Origin of the sequence: Pseudomonas sp. COR18, assembly GCF_048568395.1 — a bacterium.
GTDB lineage: Bacteria > Pseudomonadota > Gammaproteobacteria > Pseudomonadales > Pseudomonadaceae > Aquipseudomonas > Aquipseudomonas fuscovaginae_B.
In genome coordinates, this window is record NZ_CP183808.1 from 6,209,045 (window position 1) to 6,228,043 (window position 18,999).

At 61.9% G+C, this 18,999-nt stretch carries 16 protein-coding genes; 3 read left to right on the forward strand and 13 right to left on the reverse strand.

Annotated features, from left to right (window positions below; genetic code table 11):
- Position 1: 1 nt before the first annotated feature.
- Genes ACM62G_RS27945 through ACM62G_RS27955 form a run of 3 tightly spaced genes read right to left on the reverse strand, consistent with a single transcriptional unit; the run spans position 2 to position 3,469 of the window.
- Positions 2 to 1,129, reverse strand: a complete 1,128-nt coding sequence (locus ACM62G_RS27945) for an efflux RND transporter periplasmic adaptor subunit (protein ID WP_419736115.1) — start codon at positions 1,127 to 1,129, stop codon at positions 2 to 4.
- Between the two features lie 10 nt (positions 1,130 to 1,139).
- A complete protein-coding gene (locus tag ACM62G_RS27950; protein ID WP_419736116.1) occupies positions 1,140 to 1,979 on the reverse strand; it encodes a MipA/OmpV family protein in 840 nt (279 codons plus the stop codon).
- Positions 1,976 to 3,469 carry an efflux transporter outer membrane subunit gene (locus tag ACM62G_RS27955; RefSeq protein ID WP_419736117.1) on the reverse strand — a complete coding sequence of 498 codons (1,494 nt, stop codon included), beginning with the start codon at positions 3,467 to 3,469 and terminating at the stop codon, positions 1,976 to 1,978. Before ACM62G_RS27955 ends, ACM62G_RS27950 begins: the two co-directional genes overlap by 4 nt.
- 98 nt (positions 3,470 to 3,567) lie before the next feature.
- Here ACM62G_RS27955 and ACM62G_RS27960 point away from each other — a divergent pair, with 98 nt between their 5' ends.
- Positions 3,568 to 4,257, forward strand: a complete 690-nt coding sequence (locus ACM62G_RS27960; protein ID WP_419736118.1) for a response regulator — start codon at positions 3,568 to 3,570, stop codon at positions 4,255 to 4,257.
- Between the two features lie 22 nt (positions 4,258 to 4,279).
- A complete protein-coding gene (locus ACM62G_RS27965; protein WP_419736119.1) occupies positions 4,280 to 5,437 on the forward strand; it encodes a sensor histidine kinase in 1,158 nt (385 codons plus the stop codon).
- 37 nt (positions 5,438 to 5,474) lie between these two features.
- On the opposite strand, the gene ACM62G_RS27970 is transcribed toward ACM62G_RS27965, so the two are convergent.
- Genes ACM62G_RS27970 through ACM62G_RS28005 form a run of 8 tightly spaced genes read right to left on the reverse strand, consistent with a single transcriptional unit; the run spans position 5,475 to position 14,662 of the window.
- Positions 5,475 to 6,908, reverse strand: a complete 1,434-nt coding sequence (locus tag ACM62G_RS27970; RefSeq protein ID WP_419736120.1) for an aldehyde dehydrogenase family protein — start codon at positions 6,906 to 6,908, stop codon at positions 5,475 to 5,477.
- Positions 6,905 to 8,878, reverse strand: a complete 1,974-nt coding sequence (locus tag ACM62G_RS27975) for an SDR family NAD(P)-dependent oxidoreductase (RefSeq protein ID WP_419736121.1) — start codon at positions 8,876 to 8,878, stop codon at positions 6,905 to 6,907. Before ACM62G_RS27975 ends, ACM62G_RS27970 begins: the two co-directional genes overlap by 4 nt.
- A 22-nt stretch (positions 8,879 to 8,900) precedes the next feature.
- Complete coding sequence (locus ACM62G_RS27980) at positions 8,901 to 9,530, reverse strand: hypothetical protein (protein WP_419736122.1); 630 nt, start codon at positions 9,528 to 9,530, stop codon at positions 8,901 to 8,903.
- Positions 9,531 to 9,541: 11 nt separating this feature from the next.
- Complete coding sequence (locus ACM62G_RS27985; protein ID WP_419736123.1) at positions 9,542 to 11,023, reverse strand: aspartate aminotransferase family protein; 1,482 nt, start codon at positions 11,021 to 11,023, stop codon at positions 9,542 to 9,544.
- An 8-nt stretch (positions 11,024 to 11,031) separates the two neighbouring features.
- Positions 11,032 to 11,703 (reverse strand): class II aldolase/adducin family protein, encoded by a 672-nt coding sequence (locus ACM62G_RS27990; RefSeq protein ID WP_419736124.1) that lies wholly within the window; start codon positions 11,701 to 11,703, stop codon positions 11,032 to 11,034.
- The gene (locus ACM62G_RS27995) at positions 11,703 to 13,325 is read right to left on the reverse strand and encodes a xylulokinase (protein ID WP_419736125.1); all 1,623 of its coding nucleotides are present in this window, start codon (positions 13,323 to 13,325) and stop codon (positions 11,703 to 11,705) included. Before ACM62G_RS27995 ends, ACM62G_RS27990 begins: the two co-directional genes overlap by 1 nt.
- A gap of 9 nt (positions 13,326 to 13,334) precedes the next feature.
- The gene (locus tag ACM62G_RS28000; RefSeq protein ID WP_419736126.1) at positions 13,335 to 14,231 is read right to left on the reverse strand and encodes a TorF family putative porin; all 897 of its coding nucleotides are present in this window, start codon (positions 14,229 to 14,231) and stop codon (positions 13,335 to 13,337) included.
- A gap of 26 nt (positions 14,232 to 14,257) precedes the next feature.
- Positions 14,258 to 14,662 carry a DUF2147 domain-containing protein gene (locus ACM62G_RS28005; RefSeq protein WP_419736127.1) on the reverse strand — a complete coding sequence of 135 codons (405 nt, stop codon included), beginning with the start codon at positions 14,660 to 14,662 and terminating at the stop codon, positions 14,258 to 14,260.
- A gap of 187 nt (positions 14,663 to 14,849) precedes the next feature.
- On the opposite strand from ACM62G_RS28005, the gene ACM62G_RS28010 reads away from it, so the two are divergent.
- Positions 14,850 to 15,509 carry a TetR/AcrR family transcriptional regulator gene (locus ACM62G_RS28010; RefSeq protein ID WP_419736128.1) on the forward strand — a complete coding sequence of 220 codons (660 nt, stop codon included), beginning with the start codon at positions 14,850 to 14,852 and terminating at the stop codon, positions 15,507 to 15,509.
- Between the two features lie 88 nt (positions 15,510 to 15,597).
- Here ACM62G_RS28010 and ACM62G_RS28015 read toward each other — a convergent pair whose 3' ends face one another.
- Together ACM62G_RS28015 and ACM62G_RS28020 are read right to left on the reverse strand one after the other, a co-directional pair.
- Positions 15,598 to 16,962: a DUF1329 domain-containing protein gene (locus tag ACM62G_RS28015; protein WP_419736129.1), complete on the reverse strand. Its 1,365-nt coding sequence runs from the start codon at positions 16,960 to 16,962 to the stop codon at positions 15,598 to 15,600.
- Between the two features lie 35 nt (positions 16,963 to 16,997).
- Positions 16,998 to 18,923 (reverse strand): DUF1302 domain-containing protein, encoded by a 1,926-nt coding sequence (locus ACM62G_RS28020; protein ID WP_419736130.1) that lies wholly within the window; start codon positions 18,921 to 18,923, stop codon positions 16,998 to 17,000.
- Between the last annotated feature and the right edge of the window lie 76 nt (positions 18,924 to 18,999).

An 18,999-nucleotide genomic window follows, 5' to 3' on the forward strand; every position in this document is an offset into this window, starting at 1 on the left:
TTCAGTTCCCGATCAGGCGAGTGGTGGGCTGGAAAATGCTGACCGACTGGCCATCCGTGATGAACGAAGCGCCGGCGGTGACCACCCATTCGCCTCGCTGCAGGCCACTTTCGAGCAATGCTCGGCCCTCCTCGACCCTCTGGATCGATACAGGCCGCCTGAAGACTTTCTGCTCTGTCGGCAGGTAGACATAGACGTAGGGCTTGTCCACGCCCACCCACAGCGCCCGCTCGGGAATGGACAGGACAGGGGGCGTGGGCTGTTGCAAATGCACCAGCACGGTGAGGTCACTGGGAATGGCCGTGGACGGATCACGAACCTTGAAAATGCACAGTTGCGTCAGGCCATTGCTGGCCTTCGGCGAGACACCCTCCAGCACCAGAGCAAACGGCTTGTCAGGCGAATCGGCACGGTAGGCCGACGCTGAGTCGCCCGGCTTGAGTCCTGCCGCCTGGTCCACGGGCAGTGACGCGACCACCTGCTGGTCGCCGGCCGATTCCACCTCCAGCACCACTTGCCCAGCCCCCAGCTGGGCATAACGGTCCGCCCGACGCGAGACGACGCGCCCGGAGAACGGCGCCATCAGTTGGCTGCGCTCGAGCTCGCGCTGTGCCAGGGCCAGATCGGCCTGTGCCCGACGCCTTTCGGCCTGCGCCTGCGCATCGCTCTCGCTTGCCTGCTCAAGAACGCCTTGCGAAACACTGCCCGCCGCGAACAGCCGCTGCTGGCGTACCAGGTTGCTTGCGCGCTCGACAGCCTGTGACCGGCTGGCGTCCAGTCTGGCCCGAGCCTGCTGCAGGCGAAGCCGAGCCGGTTGCAGATCCAGGCTGGCCAACACCTGCCCTGCCCTGACCGTGTCACCGACCTCGACGAACAACTCGACCATCTGCCCAGCGGATTCAAAGGCCAGCTCTGCACGCTGACGTTGACGCACGGTACCGGTGAATACGGCATCACGGCCGTTCAACGGCGTCACGGCCTCGATCTTCACGGCTCGCTTGATGGGCGCGATGGCAGGCTGCTCCCTAGAGCAGCCCCACAGCATCAAGGCGCCTAGCATCAGCACCAGCCATCCGGACAGGCTGCTGCTCACCGCGCAGCAGCGTAACAAATCGAAAGAGCGTTCCATGAATGGCCCCTCAGAAGCTGTAATTCAACGCGAGCAGGCCGGTCGCTTCGAGGTGGGTTTCCACCAGCGGACTTGCGCCTGCCTGGTCGGTGTAATGCGAGGCACCGAGACTGGCCACCGTCGACCAATGGGCATCGAACATATGCTGCCAGTTGAGGGCCATCGAATAGGCGTAGATCCCGCCATCGGCCTGGAACCTGGAAAACCCGGAGCGCTGGCTTTGCAGTGAGCTGACACCGAAGTAGGTCTGGTTGTAGCGCCCGTCGCCGGCATGGGCATCGATATCGACGGCAACCGTGTCCCTCGGGTTGTGATAGACGATACCCTCCACCCCCAGCCGATAGCGGTTGCCGCGCTTCTGCCCGGCGGTGCGCAACTCGGCTTCGGCGCTGACGGACAGCCATGGCAGCAGCTGCTGTGCCAGCGTGAAATCGGCCACAGTCGCCCCAGCCACGCTGCCCATGCCTTCGAGCTCATTGGAACCGGGACGACTGCTGGTATTTTTATCGCTTCGACCGAAGTCATAGTTGAGCGCGGCACTGGCACTGAAGCCACTGGGCGATTGCCACTGCAGCCCCAGGCCGCGAGTGCTGTCGATGAACAGCAGGCCGCGCTGCAGGCTCAGCGTCGGTACCCATTGATGGCGATATTCGTCGGCACCCATGTAGCGCGGCACAATGGCGACGCCCATACCCAGGGTGACGTCAGTCTTCTCTCCCCAGAGGCTTTGCCCGGTGTTCGTAACGCCCTGCTCGGCCAGGCTGACGCCACTGCAGAGCAATACGCCGGCAGCCAGCAGGCATCGGGGCAAGGCATTGCCCGGTTCACGCAACAGGTTGAGAGGATTCATGATGAGGCTCCGGTATCAGGATGAGATGGAGGTGCTGCGGCATCCGTACCACTGAGCACGCGATAGATATCCAGGCGATTGAGCAACACGTCGTAGCGGGACTGCCGCCACGCCAGGTCGGCCTGGGCAAGACGAATGCGGGAGGTCAGCAACTGACCGCGCTCGGCGCCGCCCGCCGCCACCACGAGGGACAGGCGATCGGCCTGCTCCTGGGCCAGGTTGCGCAGGTCGGTTTCACTGTGCAGGCGCTCCAGAACCTGCTGCCGCCGGGTCAAGACATCGGCGACTTCACGAAAGGCCGCCTGGACGGTCTTCTGGTACTGCACGACAGCTATCTGCCGGCGCACCTCGGCCAGGTCCAGATTGGCCAGGGAACGCCCGCCGTCGAACAAGGGCAGCGTCAACTGGGGCGAGAACAGCCAGGCGCCCCGGCCGGCATCGAGCAGATGCCCCAGGCTTTCACTCGCCACGCCGATCCCGGTACTCAACCGAATGGTCGGAAAGAAGGCCGCCCTGGCGGCGCCGACATTGGCGTTGGCGGCCTTGAGCAACTCCTCGCTCTGACGCACGTCGAAGCGCTCCAGCAGACGCTGGGAGGGCATGTCGACCAGCCAGCCGGGCGTGCTCAAGGCCATCGCCAGCGCCTCATCGGACACCGGCGGCGCAGCCGTCCAGGTCGGGCCATAGCCGCCCCACAGTGCCAGGGCCTGGGTGGCACGCGAATGATTGGCGATAGCCGCCTGCAACTGGCGCTGGGCGCTTAGCGCCTCGCCTCGGGTCAACGCCAGGTCGTCGGCGGACAACGCGCCCTCGCGCTGCTGCTCCTGTGCCATGCGCAGCAACGCCTGGCGAGCCTCACAGATACGTTGGGCAGCGACCTGTCGGGCACCGGCCTGTTGTTCGAGCAGGTAGGCGCGGACGATTTCGATCAGCAACGCACGACGGGCCGCCTGCTGACCGAGGGTCGTCGCCAGATAGTCATGGCGTGCCGCCGCTGAGAGGTTCTTCACCCGGCCGAAGAAATCCAGTTCGAAGTCCGAGACCCCGAGAGAGGCGACACTCAGGTCCTGTCCGTAGCGCTCGTCGGCCGCCGCGTTATCGAAATGCTGACGATCACGCTGAAGGCCGGCATTCAAGGTCGGGCTGCGGTCGGCATCGCTGACGCCGTAAAGCGCCCGGGCCTCCAGCACACGAAGGCCCGCCAGCTGGAAGTCGCGGTTGGAACCGAGCGCCAGCACGACCTGTCGGCGAAGCTGCCCGTCCGGCGCCAGTTCCGCCAGCAGGGTCTCTTCATCAGCGGACAAGCTTGCCGGTGCCCCTTCCACAGGGTTTGCGACCAGGCTCTGGCCCTGCTGTCGCGGCACAGCCGGTACCGGACGCTCGTAGTCGGGTGCCAGGGAACACCCCGCCACCGCCAAGGCGAGCAGAAGCTCGCAGAGGCGCTGCGCAAGGCGTCGGGTAGACTTGGACAAGGGCGTATTCGTCAGCATAGGATCGCTTCGCGACAATGAGGTCTGCGAGCCATCCTAAGGGCCGACTTTCAATGAATCGTCCGCAAAATATCAAGATTTGATCAAGAGGCTTCCCCGTGTCAGGAAAACGTATTCTGGTCGTCGAGGACCATGCCGACAGTGCCAGTATTCTGGAGGCCTACCTGCGGCGCGATGGCTTCGAGGTCGCGCTGGCCGAAGACGGACAGCGCGGTATCGACCTGCATCGGCAATGGAAACCCGACCTGATTCTGCTGGACATCATGCTGCCGAGAGTGAGCGGCACCGAGGTGCTGTCCACGGTCCGCCGCAGCAGTGACACACCGGTGATCATGGTCACCGCCATGGGTGACGAGCCGGAAAAACTCGGGGCACTGCGCTACGGTGCCGACGACTACGTGGTCAAGCCCTATAACCCCAAGGAAGTGGTGGCCCGCGTCCACGCGGTGCTACGACGCTCGAACAGCAGCGCCAGCAATGACCGTCAACTGTGCTACAACCGTTTGCGGGTGGATCTCGAGGCGGTCACCGCCGCCATCGACAGCGTCGGCGGCGACCCCATCCTGCTCGACCTGACGCCCACCGAGTTCAAGCTGCTCGCCACCCTGCTGGCCACCCCGGCCAAGGCCTTCACCCGGGACGAACTGCTGGAGATCTGCCTGCCGGACAGCGACGCCCTGGCCAGGGTCGTCGACACCCACGTGCACAACCTGCGGCGCAAGCTCGAAGTCCACGCAATCGTGGACGTGCTGGTGACCGTCCGCTCCATTGGCTACCGGTTCAGGTGATGACGTGCCCCGATACCTGAGAATGAAAAGGGTCCGCCTGTGGCACTGGGTAGGTCTGCGCATGAGCCTGCTGGCCATCGGCGCGGTGCTGGCCATCGCCTTCGCCATGTGGGTGCACTTCACCCTGATGGACAGGGCCATGCTGCAAAGGATTCCCGTGCCTGTGCAAGCCGAATTCCAGCAGTTGCGGGCCGATCCACAGCTCAACCAGGCCAGGCTCTGGCAGATCCTGAGCCAGTACTACCCGATCGAAAACGTCCTGGCCGGCCTGGGCAACAGCGACTGGCTGCTGCTCTGGCTGCTGGTGGCCACGTCCATTCCGCTCATCCTGCTGTTCGGCTTTCTGTTTTCACGCCCGCTGTCACGCCAGTTTTCATCCATCGCCCAAATGGCCCGCCATGTCGCCCAGGGCGACTTTTCGACCCGTCTGCCGGCCAACGAAAAGGCCCCCGACGAGTTGCAGTGCCTGATCGGCGACTTCAACAGCATGACCACCCAACTGCAGGGCTATGAACAGGAAGTGCGCGAGTCCAGCGCGATGATCGCCCACGAACTGCGCACCCCGCTGAATGCTGCCCTGGGACGTGTCCAGGGCATGATGGACGAAGTCTTTCCCCGTGACCTCAACCAGCTGGAACGGGTCAAGGGACAACTCGACCAGTTGAACAAGCTGGTGGACGAACTGCACCTGCTGTCGCTGGCCAAGGCGGGTCAGTTGGTACTGGACAAGACCCGGTTCAACCTGGGGCAACTCGTCCATGAACGCCTGAGCTGGTTCAACACGCAACTGCACAGCGCCGGCATCGAGCCCGAGGTGCGAATCGCCGAAAGCCTGCACCTGCGCGCCGACAATGGGCGCATGGGACAGGTCATCAACATCCTCATCGACAATGCCCTGCGTTACGCCGCCCAGGGTGGTGACCTGCAGATCAGTGCCGTCACGGCCGGGACCTCGATCATCCTCAGCGTCGCCGACCGCGGCCCCGGCATCGACCCCGCAGACCTGAGCAACATCTTCGACCGCTTCTGGCGGGCCGAACGTTCCCGCGCCCGGCACAGTGGTGGCAGCGGCCTGGGTCTGTCGATCGCCCAGGCCATCTGCGCCGCACATGGCGGCACCATTGCCGCCGCCAATCGTGTCGGCGGCGGTACGGTGATCCGGATCGAGATGCCGGCCTGACTTTTGGAAGGTGCCCGTCTTCGACGGTAATGGCTCGCTAGCCGAACCGGCTGGCGAGCATCGAGATACAGCGGGCCAGTTTCATTCGGGTGGGGGTATACGGCGCAAACAGCCATCGGATGGGCAGGAAGGCTCCGCCGGTGAGCACCGCCCGCTCGTGGGAAAACGCCCGAAAACCATGGATGCCGTGGCTGCTGCCCATTCCCGAGTGGTTGACTCCGCCAAAGGGCAGTTTGCACTGCGTGTACTGCTGCATACAGTGATTGATGCAGGCGCCACCGGAACTGGTGACCGCCAGCAACCGCCTGGCCACCCTCCTGCTCTGGCTCCAGATATACAGCGCCAGCGGTTTGGGCCCGGCGTTTATCTGCGCGACAACCTCCTCCAGATGGTCGAACTCGATAATTGGCAGCAGCGGCCCGAAGATTTCCTCATGCCCGATGCGCGCTGCATTGATCGGAGCCCCAAACAAGGTGGGGGCGACATGACAACGGTCGATATCGTATTGGCCACCCCAGAGCAAGGGAACGCCACACGCCTGGGCATCCTCGATCAGTTCGGCCATACGCTCGGCATGGGAGTGATCGATGATTCGCGCCAGATCCGACGTTTGCGCCCCATGACGTGCGACCAGAATCACTTTGCACGCCTCGACGAACGCCTCTCGCACACGTCGATGGACGAACACATGATCGGGGGCGATGCAGGACTGCCCGGCATTGATCAACTTGCCCCACAGTAACAATTCGGCCGCGCGCTCAAGGTCAGCACTCTCGTCGACCACCGCCGGAGACTTCCCCCCCAACTCCAGGGTCACACTCGTCAGATGCCGCGCAGCGGCGGTCATGACAATGCGCCCCACTGCGGGCGAGCCGGTGAAAAAGATATGATCGAAAGGCAGTGCCAGCAACGCGGTGGCGGTCGCCACCCCGCCCTCGATCAGGACCACGGTATCGGCGGTGAATACCGCACTCAGCACCTGGGCCAGCACTGCATTTACCGCCGGCGTGTATTCGGAAGGTTTGCAGATGACTGTGTTACCCGCACCAATCGCCGAAACGAGGGGAGCGATGACGGTCGCCACCGGGTAATTCCACGGTCCGATGATCAGGCACCGGCCGCGCGGCTGGTATTCGATGCGCGCCGCCGAACCCAGGCTGGTGATCGTCATACCGACACGCCGTGGGCGCATCCACTGGCGAAGATGTCGGATCGCATGGGCGATCTCCTCCAGGACGGGAAGGATCTCGGTCAACTCCACCTCCAATTCAGGCTTGCCGAAATCCTCCACGAAGGCCTGGTACAGGGCCGGCCTTGCGGCCACCAGGGCCTTCTGCAAACGTTTCAGGCTGGCGATACGCTGGGCTGCCGATGAAGTACGCAGTTGAAGAGCCCGGCCTTTCTGGGCCTCGAAGCAGGCGCTGATACGGGTGGGATCAGTATCGGGGACACACTCGCAGAGCCGATTCATTTACGCTCTCCAGGCAGGTTCGGACAATCACTGGACAGGTTCGCGGGACCGTTGGCGACGGGCGGCAGCTCACGCCGCAGAAGAGCGGCCAACACCGGTTTGGGCAGCACACGCCCCAGGCGCACCAACCACCGCATGGACAAGGGGAACAGGTAATCCCAGTCGCCGCCGCGCAGGGCCCGAATCATGTGGCTGACGGCCTGTTCCTCGGAGATCTCCAGTGGCGCAGGCATGCCATCGTTAGCAGTCGAGGCCGTGGCGACAAACCCAGGGTAGAGAGACAGGAAGCGGATACCATCCGCCGCGAACTCGATGCGGCACGTGTCCATCAGCAGCCGCATGGCACCCTTGGCCGCACAGTAGGGCCCCTGAAGCGGCACGCCCAGGAATGAAGCCAATGAATTGGTGTGCACGACCAGACCGGCGCCCTGCTTGCGCATGTGCCACAACACGGGAAACAGGTAATGGACAACGACGTCATAGTTGCCCCGCATGCACTGCGTGACTTGTGCAGCCGTCATCTGGCGCATGTCGAGAGCCGGCGCACCACCGGCGTTGAGCACCACCACGTCGATGCGCCCAAGGTCGGCAACCGTTTCGTCGACCACCCGGCTGGCGCTCGACTCATCCAGGGCGTCTGCAGCATGGATGAGACAGCGCCCGCCCTTGGCGTGGATCTCCCGTTGCAACTCGGTCAGGCGGTCCAAGTTGCGAGCGGTGGCCACAACCACCGCCCCTTGTTCGGCAAGCCGTAACGCCAGGCAGCGGCCCATACCGGACGAAGCGCCGACGATCAGCACCACCTGGTGTTCGAAGGGCGACGGCCCCGGGGTGACATAGCGGCGAATCGAGAGCACCAGGCCGACCACCACCAGGGAAAACACGGTACTGACCAGCGTGACCGTATCCGCCTGCTCCCCCACCACCCACTGCGACGCGACCAGGGGCCCACAGGCACTACCCAGCAGTTGCATGGCCGGGATCAGGATCGCCACCCTCCCGCTCGGGTCCAGGCGCAGCGCCAGGCGGATCTGGAAAGGCGTGAGCGACAACCAGACGAAGCCGAACAGGCCACAAAGCAACAGGAACCCGGAGGCCCCGCGTTGAATCGAGGCGTGCATCCCCAATCCGACACCGGCCAACACCAGTGCCGCCATTGCCAGCATCGATAATTCCGGGATACGCCGTACCATCAGGGTACCGAAGGCACCGCCCAACACCTGCATGAACAGGGTGCCCGCGATCAGCCATTGAGCACCTGGCCCATCCAGGCCCACCGATTTGCCCAACGGTTCCAGGTAGGCCCACAAGGCGCCAATCGCACAAAGCTGGCCGAACACCGCGAGCAGAAGCAACACATGTCCCATCGACCAGACAAAACCGTTATCCCCACCCTCATCCAGGATCGCCGGCAACCGGTCAGGCTGCCAACGCACCAGAACCAGCACGCAAAGGGTCAACAGGGCGAGCAAGGCGAAGCCCCCCGAAATGCCGAGTCGAGGCAGGACTGTAAAGGCCAGCAATGCGGCAATGGTTGCCTGGGCCAAGGTCTGCAATAGCATGAACAGCCCCGACAACCGATCCGGGTCGGCAGCCCGCAGCAGCAGGCTGACCGCACCCCAGACCAGCACGCCCTGGGCGAACCCGGCCAGGGTTCGTACCGCCATCAGCGGGACATCGCTCACGGCCTGTAGCGTGGCAAGGTCCATACAGACGGCAACCAGTGCTGCCACGATCATCAACGACCGAAAGCGAACACGGGATTGCAGGATATCGCCGAGTACCACGCCCAGGCCCAACGACACGATCTCGCCCATGGCAACGATCCCAACGCCCTCCATCGACAGGCGGCCTGCCGCCAGCAACTCTCCCAGCAGCAACGGCTGCAGACCCGTCATCAGTGTGCCGATCGAGCCCAGGGCAAGGGCGGCGATCACATGGCTACGGCCAAACGTAGAGGTGGCTTTCATTGTTGTTATCCCCCGGGACGACTCAATAACCACGGATTTCCTGAGGCAGTTGTCCGTTGGCATAGGCTTGTGCGGCCCTCTTCTCGTCCTTGAGCAAACGGCCGTTGGCAACGAAATCGATCAGCCAGGGCAACTGGCTGATACGCTTCCCGGTTGCCTTGGCCAAGGTATAGGCCTTGGCGCATTTTTCGAACAGTTCCGCATTGAGCGCCATCCGGGCGGAGGTGGTTCCAAGGCAAACCGGCACCCCTCGGATCAGCAGGCTGTTGCCCCCAGCCTGCAAACTGCGCGGCAAATCCCGCTCATGCCCTGCCGGTGGCCCCATATGGCCCAGGTGGCGGGCCTGTTCGTCGAACAGCACCGGCAGTTGTCCCCCGAAGCCGGCCAGGCAGAAACCGAACGTGCCGCCCCCCATCAGGATGGCCCCCACATCGGGACGCGCGCGGTAGATCGCGGCATGGGTGATCGCCTGCGCGTCATCGCCAGCCTGGGCTTGCCAATCGAACGTTTGCGGCTCGCCCTTGAGCACCCAACCCACCAGCATCGAGCGGCCGCCCGGTACCCGAATCGAAAAGCTGGCCTCAGGTTCGACCACCTGGCTCGCCAGGCGCTGGCGCAGATCCAGCCATTGTTGCCGTATGACCGTGTTCATCAGACGTCCCCCTACACCAGTTGAAAAACATTATCGAAGCGCTCAAGTGCATCGTCGATCACCGCGTCGGTATCGGCCAGGCTGGTGTAGATACGGCTACCGGCCAGGGTGATCAGACCGTGCGCGGTGTAAGCGGCGCCCATCTCTTCCATCATGTGTTTGCGGCTTTTCGCCTCGTGGCGGGCGCGCAGCAATTTGATCGGATTGCTGGTGTCCAGCAGCAGGACACCCGAGGTCTGCAGGTGCACGATGGAGCCGATGTTGTAGGCAACATAGGGCAGGCCACGGCGCGCGATGATTTCCTCCAGACCTGCCCGCAGCCGATCGCCGGCCCTGCCCGCGACACCGGCCGCATCCAGCTTCTGCGCCTCGCGCAAGGCGTAATAGCCCGCCACACAGGAGAGCGGGTTGGCAGACAAGGTGCCGCCGACGAATGCCCGCCGTGCGGAAGTACCAATCCCACCCGCCAGCAGCGCCATCACCTCGCGGCGCCCACCAATGGCGCCGGCCATGGGGTAGCCCCCCGTCAGGCATTTGCCGAGCACGGTGATGTCTGGCATGACGTTGAAGTAGGCCTGTGCACCGCCCATGCCCGCCCGGAATCCGGTCACCACCTCATCGAAGACCAGCAACGTGCCGAATTCATCGCAGAGCTTGCGCAACTGCCGATTGAAATCCGGGTGCACCGGTCGTGTGCCACTTTCAGGGCCGAACGGCTCGACGATGATCGCCGCGGTGCCGCCCCGCAGCCGATTGATCAGCAGCCGTCGTCTCAGGGCTTCGAGATTGTTTGGCGGACTCTCCTGGGTGCAACCGGTCGCCCCTCGGGGAATCCCCACCGCCTCCAGCCGCCCCGTACCGGGCAGGCGCATCCCATACACCAGTTGATCACTCCAACCGTGGTAGGCCCCTCCGACCTTGATCACCCATTTTTTACCGGTGTAGGCACGGGCCAGGCGGACAGCCGCCATCACCGCCTCGGTACCGGAACCCAGTAGACGCACCATGTCCACGCCGGGCATGACCTCGCAGACCAGTTGCGCCAGCTTGACCTCATACTCGTGCAGCAGCCCGGTCACCGGCCCGCACTCATCGAGAATGCGGTTGACCTGCTCCCGAATGACAGGATGGTTGGATCCCAGCAAGGTTGGGCCCCCGGCCTGCAGGAAGTCGATGTAGCGGTTTCCATCGACATCGGTCAGGTACGCGCCCTGGGCCTGGGCAATGGCCAGGGCAAACGGGTGGTTGAACGCCAGGTTGTGCTGCACGCCCCCGGGGATCACCGTTTTCGCGGTCTCGGCGAGCTGCCTTGAACCTTTGCAGCGCTCTTCGAAATAGGACATCACCCGGCTGAGCGCATCCCGGCGAATGGGCCGGATCGGCTGTTTGACCAGCGCATCGAAGCGCTGATAGAGACTGTCGACATCTGGCCAGGTCGAGATGGCCGAGCAAGCGGCGGGACCTGTTTGAGGAGCGGTAAAAACCTGATTCATGGTTGCCTCTATGGACGCTTGAAGGAATGAACGGATGTTGACGACGCATCCACCAGCGCCGCGATCAGCGGCAGCGACGCCGCCCGCTGGCCCGGTTGCTCCTGCAGGCGTGCATTGATGTGATCGAGCAGGTATTGACGACAGAAGTCTTCGAGCCCCTCCAGACGCTCAAGCGTCGTTTCAATGTCCGGGCCGCAGCACAGCACCCCGTGATTGCGCATCAGATAACCGTTGAGGTCGGAGCGGACCGCACGCTCCAGCTTGCTGGCCAGCCATCGGCTACCGGAAGGCGCATAACCCACGATGGGGACTCGTACCCCAAGCAGTTCTCGCGTGGGTGCGCGATCCACGACCAACGCTTCGCCAAATAGCGTGCAGGCACTGGCCAGGGGTTGATGTGTGTGGATGGTGCACTGCACGTCAGGACGTCGACGCAACACCCGCGCATGCAGGCTGCTCTCGACCGACGGAGTCCCCTCGCCGGCGACCTTGTGCAGATCCTTGAGCCGCACGATGCACACGTCCTTGGCCTGCATGCTGTGGTAGTCAACGGCAGAGGGCGTGACCGCCATGTGCTCGGCATCGATACGCAGCGCCAGGTTGCCACCCGTTGCGGCAAAGAAACCGAGTCGTGACAGGTGCTGGGACAGCTCCACGACCCGTTGTTGAAAGATGCTCATCAAATGCTCTCCGGAGGGTTTAGGCGGCGGTACAGCGGTGTCAGGCACTTCTGCACTTCCTGGAAGGTGGCGAAACGATCGTCGTAAAGCCCCTTGAGATCCCTGGACGGCTCATAGGTCCGGTGCGGCCGCTGAAGGCCGGGGATGTCGTCGAACTTCAGGGCACCCAGGCCAACAGCCGCGATAAAGGCAGCTCCACGGGCGTTGGTCTGGATGGGGTGGTCGGGCTGATGAATCCGTTGGCCGGTGACATCGGCCATGATCTGGCACCACAGGTCGGACTGCGCGCCCCCGCCGACCGCCGTGATGGCCTCGCCGGAGCGCCCGAGGAAGCGGCCAAACGGCTCCAGCATCCAGCGGGTATTGAGGGCAATGCCTTCGAGGAACGCGCGAATGACGTCTTCACGCGAATGCTCCAGCTTCAGGTTGAACAGCCCGGCTCGCAGGCTCGGGTCGTCGACCGGCGAACGCTCGCCGCACAGCCAAGGCATGTAGATCAGCCCGCGGGCCCCCGCCGGCACGCGGGAGGCGATCCGGTCCAGCAACTCGTAGACATCCGGGTGCTGCTCATCGCTGAGCAACTCGTCGGGGTGATAGATGATCCGATCACGCAGAAACGACAGGTTCGCCCCGGCGGCCGTCTGCATGGCCATCGCCAGGTAGCGTCCGCTGATCGCGCTGGGCACTGCGGCCATATGGTTGCGCACACTGGATTTCTTGAAGGGCACATGCGCCCCGACCCAGGAAGACGTGCCCAGGTAGAGATGCGGCGAGTAGTCGCTGACCGCCGCACCCACTGCCACCGCCGAGGTGTCCGTCGCCCCCGCCACCACCCGGGTATCGGGCGACAGGCCGAGGCTGGCCACCAGGTCCGGCAGCAGCGGGCCCAGCACTTGGGTGGAGTTCACGAGTTCGGGCAGTTTCTGTGCATCGATACCCAGCCCGTCGACCAGGCCCTGGTGATACCGAATGTGCCGCGAATCACGATTGTCGGTCACCCAGGCCGTCAGCATCGAGTCGCCGGTGGCACAGAAGCGCCCGGTCAGCTTCAGGTTCATGTAGTCGAGGACATTCAGGAACTTGTACGTTCGGGCGTAGCGCTCGGGCTCATGGTCGCAGATAAAAGCGATGTGCCCCGCCGAGTCCTTGCCGGACAAGGCCGGTGCACCACCGGTAAGACGCAGCGAACGCCACAGTTTCAGGGGCGCGTAACCGCCCAGGTTGAATCGGCCACCGCCCATGCGGCGCTTGACCGCGGCGGCGCCACGCATATCCAGCCACAGCATGGCGTTGCCGATGGCCTGCCCGGCCCGATCCACGCAGACCGTTCCCTCGCTCTGGGTGGAACAGCACACGGCGACCACCTGGCGGCGCCTGGCCGGATCCGCCTGCAACAGCTCGCTCGCGCCCTTCAGGAACGCGGCCCACCAGTCGCCCGGATTCTGCTCGGCACTGACCCCGTTGACGTGCAGGGGTACGCTGTTGAAGACCCAGGCATGCACCTGGCCGTCCAGGGACACCAGGGCGCACTTGCACCCGGATGTGCCTAGGTCCACCGCCAGGACGAGTTGCTCCAGCCCGGCGGCCACCGAAGGCGACCGGGATACGAAAAATGCAGTCATGGCAACTACTCAGAAAAGGCGGGAAACCGAAAAGACCCAGCGACTGTCATCGGTGGTCCGCACATGATCACCGTCCTGGACCCTGTACAACTCGCGCGCCCGGGTATGCGGCGAGACCCAGTCGACACCCCAGTCGAACCCCCAGTGCCGGTGCGTCAGCCCCACCCCATAGTCGGAGAAATTGGCCTCGGAGAAATTGGCGATCTGCTGGTAGCCGGCATGCAGTTTCAACTGTGTATTACGCGCCAGCGCGTATTTGTAATCGAGGTCGTAGAGCGTGCTGCCGCGGGAGTTCTTTTCCCCCCTGGCATAACACTCCAGCGCCTTGGTCGGGTCACTGCTGTACTGCAGCATCGCCCCGCAGACACCCCCGGTGTTCGCACCCCGGTAGGTTTTGGAGAGCACCTGGGCGATGCGCCCCTCCAGCGCGCCATACCCGACCTCGAGCACCGCGAACTGCGAGTTGTAGTTCGTACTGTGTTCGTCGGTCGGTGTGAAGGTGTCGAAGTCGAAACGATTGGGTGCCTTGAACTGCGCCCCGGGGAACATCTCACTGGCCACCCCCACGCCGAAATGCCAGGCCTCCGGATTGCCGAAACGATACCCGCCGGCGAGCAGCACACCGGCGCCGTCGCCCCCGAGAAATTGCTTCTTGCTGACCGTGGTGAACTCGGCAAGAGCCACCAACCCGCTCTCGTGGGCGATCTGCACGGTGACCTTGGCCCCGGGCCGATTCAACGAGTCGGACACACTGCGTGTGCGGTTATCCGAAGCCAGGCGCGCCGTGACATCGATCGCGTAAGTGGCGGTTGCATCCGTTGCATCCTCATCCGCCGCAGCGAATGCCGGAGCGAGCAACGACAGCAGAACCGCTGCCAGGGCGTCCTGGACATGAGCTTTGCACATAGGATTCTCCTCCTGACCGGACCGGGTTATGCAGGACACACCGGGGTGGCCGGGAACGTCTCCACGCGCTTGAGCACTTCGGTCTTGCCAAGGATCTCGGTGCCGACGAAAGCCCTGATGTTGAGCAGACCGTCCTTGAGGCGAACGACGCCCTTGTACTTCTTGTGATCGCGCGGATCGTAGACCCAACCCTCACGCCAGGCCTCCTCCTCATACCGGGACATTTGCAGCACATGGGTGCCGCAGTCGCTGGCAACGGAGGCCTGGTCCCTGACCCACACCACCTGGCCACAGAGCATGGAGGCGCCGGTCGGACAATCCGCCAGGCGGATGACCGCATCCTCGTCCTCGGTGAGCCACAGGCCCTTGGCCTCGGCGGGTCCCTGGGCGGCGTGGCCGGTGCCGCAGAGCAAGCCAAACAGAGCGAACATAACGCAGGGTCGTAGCTTCATCGTCTTGTCCTTTCATTGATTTTTTTGTTCTACAGAAAGGCAGTCACACACCGCATCGATCAGTTATGATAGTGATGACTACACGATAGTTATAACTATCATTTTTCCAAAAAACAAGCGTCCGATAGTCTTCGCTATCTTTTCTGCTTTTGCCTGAAGGGACACCATGGCCAAGTCCGCTCCACCGCCCACCTCATCCCCCAGTGCGGGTACCGCCCTCGCCGCGAAAAAACGTCCCGCCCAGCAACGCGCGACCGAAACCTATGAACGGATCCTCGACGCCACCGCGAAAATTCTGACCGAGGTGGGCATCGAACGTCTGTCGACCAATCTGGTATGCGCGCGAGCGGGACTGACACCTCCGGCTCTGTATCGCTACTTCCCCAACAAGTTCGCCCTGCTCAGTGTGCTGGGGCAACGTCTGCTGGAGCGCCAGAACGCCTGTATCGATCGATGGATAACTCCGCAGGTCCTGAGCGGTACTGCGCTTGAACTGGAAACGGCCTTGAGCGGGCTGATCCTCAATACCTACGAAGTGACACGCGAGACCGAAGGAGGCATGTGGACCCTCAAGGCGCTACGCGCCGTGCCGGTACTTGAACACGTGAGGCTGGACTCCCATCGCCGCGTGGCCCGGGAGCAGGTCGACGCGATGATGGCACTGTTTCCGCACGCCCAACGCGAGACCCTGGATGATGCCATCCGCCTCACCGTGGAGATGATCCACGCCACGGTGGAGATGCTGTTCGACGAGAACATGGATGCGGCGAAAGTCAGTGCAATGATGGCCGCGATGATCGCCAGTCAACTGGAGCGAATCCTGTAGGCGGCCGAAGCATCGGGCCGCATCTGAAAACCCAGTTTTCGTCCAGGCCACCTCCATGGACCTGGTCCGAAGACTGAGCCAACGACTATCAGCGTGTACCGCGGCGGCGCAGCTCAGCCGGGCTGAAATAGTCGGCCGGGGGATTCGGCTGGTCGAAATCAATGGAGCGTGGCTCTTCGCTATCCATCTTCTGGGCATCGTAGCGGCGCGATTGCAGATCATAGAAGGCGTCGGCGGCCGACCAGATCGTGGGCAGGTTGTAGTAATTCATCAGGTAGGAAACAGACACACGCCACAACTCACCCCGCCCATCGTACTGATCGGCCAGGACGATCTGCCAGCTGTCCTCATCGAAGTAGAGCGTGCGCTTGGAGTACAGGTGCCGGGCACTGGGTTTCAATGTGCCTTCCACCACCCAGACGCGGTGCAGTTCATTACGGGTGTAAGCAGGGTTCAGGTGACCCGGTTTCAACAGGTCCTTATAAGTCACACCGGGACTGCTGGTCTTGTAGTTATTGTAGGGAATGTAGATTTCCCTTTTTCCCACCAGTTTCCAGTCAAATCGATCCGGGGCCCCGTTGAACATGTCCTTGCTGTCCAGCGTCATCAAACCCGCATCGTCACCAGGAGAATCATAGGCCAACGTCGGGGCTCGGCGCACTCGACGCGAGCCAGCTTCATAGGTCCAGGCCAGGCGCGGTTCACGGACCTGATCCATCGTCTCGTAGACCAGATTGACCACACCGGCTATGCGCGGCGGGCTGATCGCCACGCTGAAATAGTGAAACATGACATTCTGCAGTTCAGAAAAACTGGAGGTTTTATCGTAGTAGTTGAACAGGACCTCCTGCTGATACTTGGACATCGTGAAACTGCCGTTGGTCTCGACCGAGGCCTCGTTGAGCGGCTGTACCAGATGGGTTCCGCGGTAACGCGCGATATGGTTCCAGACAACCTCTACACCACTTTGCGGGATTGGAAACGGGGTACCCCCAAACGCGTCAGCAAAGCCATTTCCGCCCTCCAGCAGTTTCGCCGTGGTCGCATTTTTCAAAGTATTGTCATACACCCACTGGGGCGCTGCCGCCGTACGACGGGTTTGATACACCGGCATCTGATAAGTGTCCGGGTACGTCTTGAACATCGCCATCTGACCTGCCGTCAGCTTGTCCTTGTAACGATCCAGATTGGCCGAGGTGATGGTGAATAGCGGCTTGTCCTCTGGAAACGGGTCCACATAGTGGTCACCCGACTTATAAGGCACGGGCGGCTTTGTCAGCCCTCCACTCCATGCCGGAATGCTGCCATCGGCGTTCCCTGCCTTCTCTGCACCCAAGGGTGTCAAGACTGTTCCAAGTTTCTGTGCTTCCTGAACAGAAACCGCCGCCTGGGCCGTGACGGCAAAAGATCCGAGTATCATTGCGACACTCAAGAGGGGCGCTACTCTAGGCATGGTGAGTCTCCAGCATGGTATTGAAATACGGCCAATCAGAAGGAATATTTGACGTCGAAGCTGACGTTGTCGCGATCACGCACGGTGTTGCTTTTCCCGGCCCCATAAAAGGCGGTGTATTGAACTTCGGTTTCCAGACTCCCCTGATAGTTCGCCTTGAGCCCCACGGTGTAGGCCTGCCGACCTTCCATGAAGTTACCGGTCAGGTCGGAGTTACCCTTGAAGTCATTTGAATAGGTCAGGAACGGTGAGAGATTCACACCGACATACACATCATTCCACGTTCCCGTCATCACCAATGTATAACCATAAGAGTCCCGACTGATGGGGTTACCGGGCAGATCTGGAGAGCCGGCAAACTTGCGTTTTTCTGGTGTTGGAGTAAACGCGGTGTAAGTCAGGCTACTGCCATGCAGACTCTCGGTTGCCAGTTCGGCGATACCAATCAATGAGTCAAAACTCAGCGCCGGGCCGAAATTGTAGATAGTGCCCAACGAGGCATTAAAGGCCTCGACTCGCTCGTAGTTATTCAGACTGCCGGAGCGGCACAACGCTTTACCGGACACCTGAATGCACGCTTGAGAGCCGGAGACTGACGCGTCATATACATTGGTCGAGCCGGAAACGCCCTGACCGAGGATATCACCCAACAAATCATTGGTTGCACTGATACTGATCGGCAAGTTCGGTCGATAAGCCAACTCACCAAACACCGATGCATTGCCCAATGTCGTGTTGAAACTGAAGCCGTACATCCGTACATCCTCGACATAGGCACGACGAACCACCGCATTCCCCACCAGGTCAAGTGTCGCGATGGCGCCAGCGTTGCTACCTGCCAAGGCCGACAACGTGGACATGTCGACCCCCTGATAGTTGCCCAGGTTGACCGACTCCAAGGGCTCCTTGGTGTGGTAGTTGACGAAATAAAAGCCGAAATCGGTGTAGTTCAAGGCCGGGGCGATGTAGTGCAGGTTGATACCGAACTGGCCGCTGTCCCGCGCCTTTTCATCCTTGCCGATATTGGCCACCTTGAAGATACCGGTGCCTGAATCCATGAAGCTGTTGAGCCCATAGGGCCCGGCACCCAGCCGGGTGCCTGGAACACTCGCGGCAATCGCCTGGTAGGCCGAAAATGCCGGTGCCAGGTCCGGGACCTGCACGTAAGCCTGCCTGCCTCCCTTGCCGAACAGATCTGTTGTGGAATAGTAGGTGCCCACCGGGTCAAGCGAGCTCTCCTTCCAGTCCACCTGGTAAAAGGCCTCCATGGACAGGTTGTCCGTCAAGCCAAGGTTGAAACTGAGGGCCCCTACAGGTACGAGGACTTCCTTGAGTTGCGAACCGGGCAAGCGAAACTTGGTAACGTCCAAAGGGTTGGTGGTGTTGACCCCTCCTCGGTAGAACATGCTTTCGCCCCAGTTGAACACCTGCTTGCCGGCGCGAACAGAAAAAGGATGGTCCAACAGATCCCATTTGCCATAGATATACGCATCGAGAAGTTGTGCACCTCGTCCGGCATCACGCCGAGCCTCATAAGTGAAACGATCATCCTTGGGATAGTTCTGGCTGGGTTCAACGACAGCCGAATGGTTGTAGTAGTCGGTTCGCTTATCCATGATCTGGGTGTCATAAAAAGCGGTACCACGAACAAAGACGCCGTAGTTCTTATAGGTCGCCCCCAATTCGGAGGTCAACTTATAGACTTCTGAAACGAGGCCAGTGGCGAAATTCCGATCGCCATCATTGCCGTTGAATTCATCATTGTGTTTATCCTGACTTTGAACTCGCCAAGTCGTCCCATAGGACACCGTAGTATCGAGAGTTCCCTTGACTTCATTATCCAGAAAGTCAAACTCGACCGCTTCCGCTACTGGTATCAGCGCCGGACACAACCCCACCAATACCAGACCAACGCTGGCACGCAGGCACACTTTCCCCGACTTCCTACTTGATTTATTCATTCGAAAATCACTCCACAGCAGTTTTTTATTTTTCTGAACTACTCACCGCTCAGGGCAAGGGCTAGTTTTTTCCAGG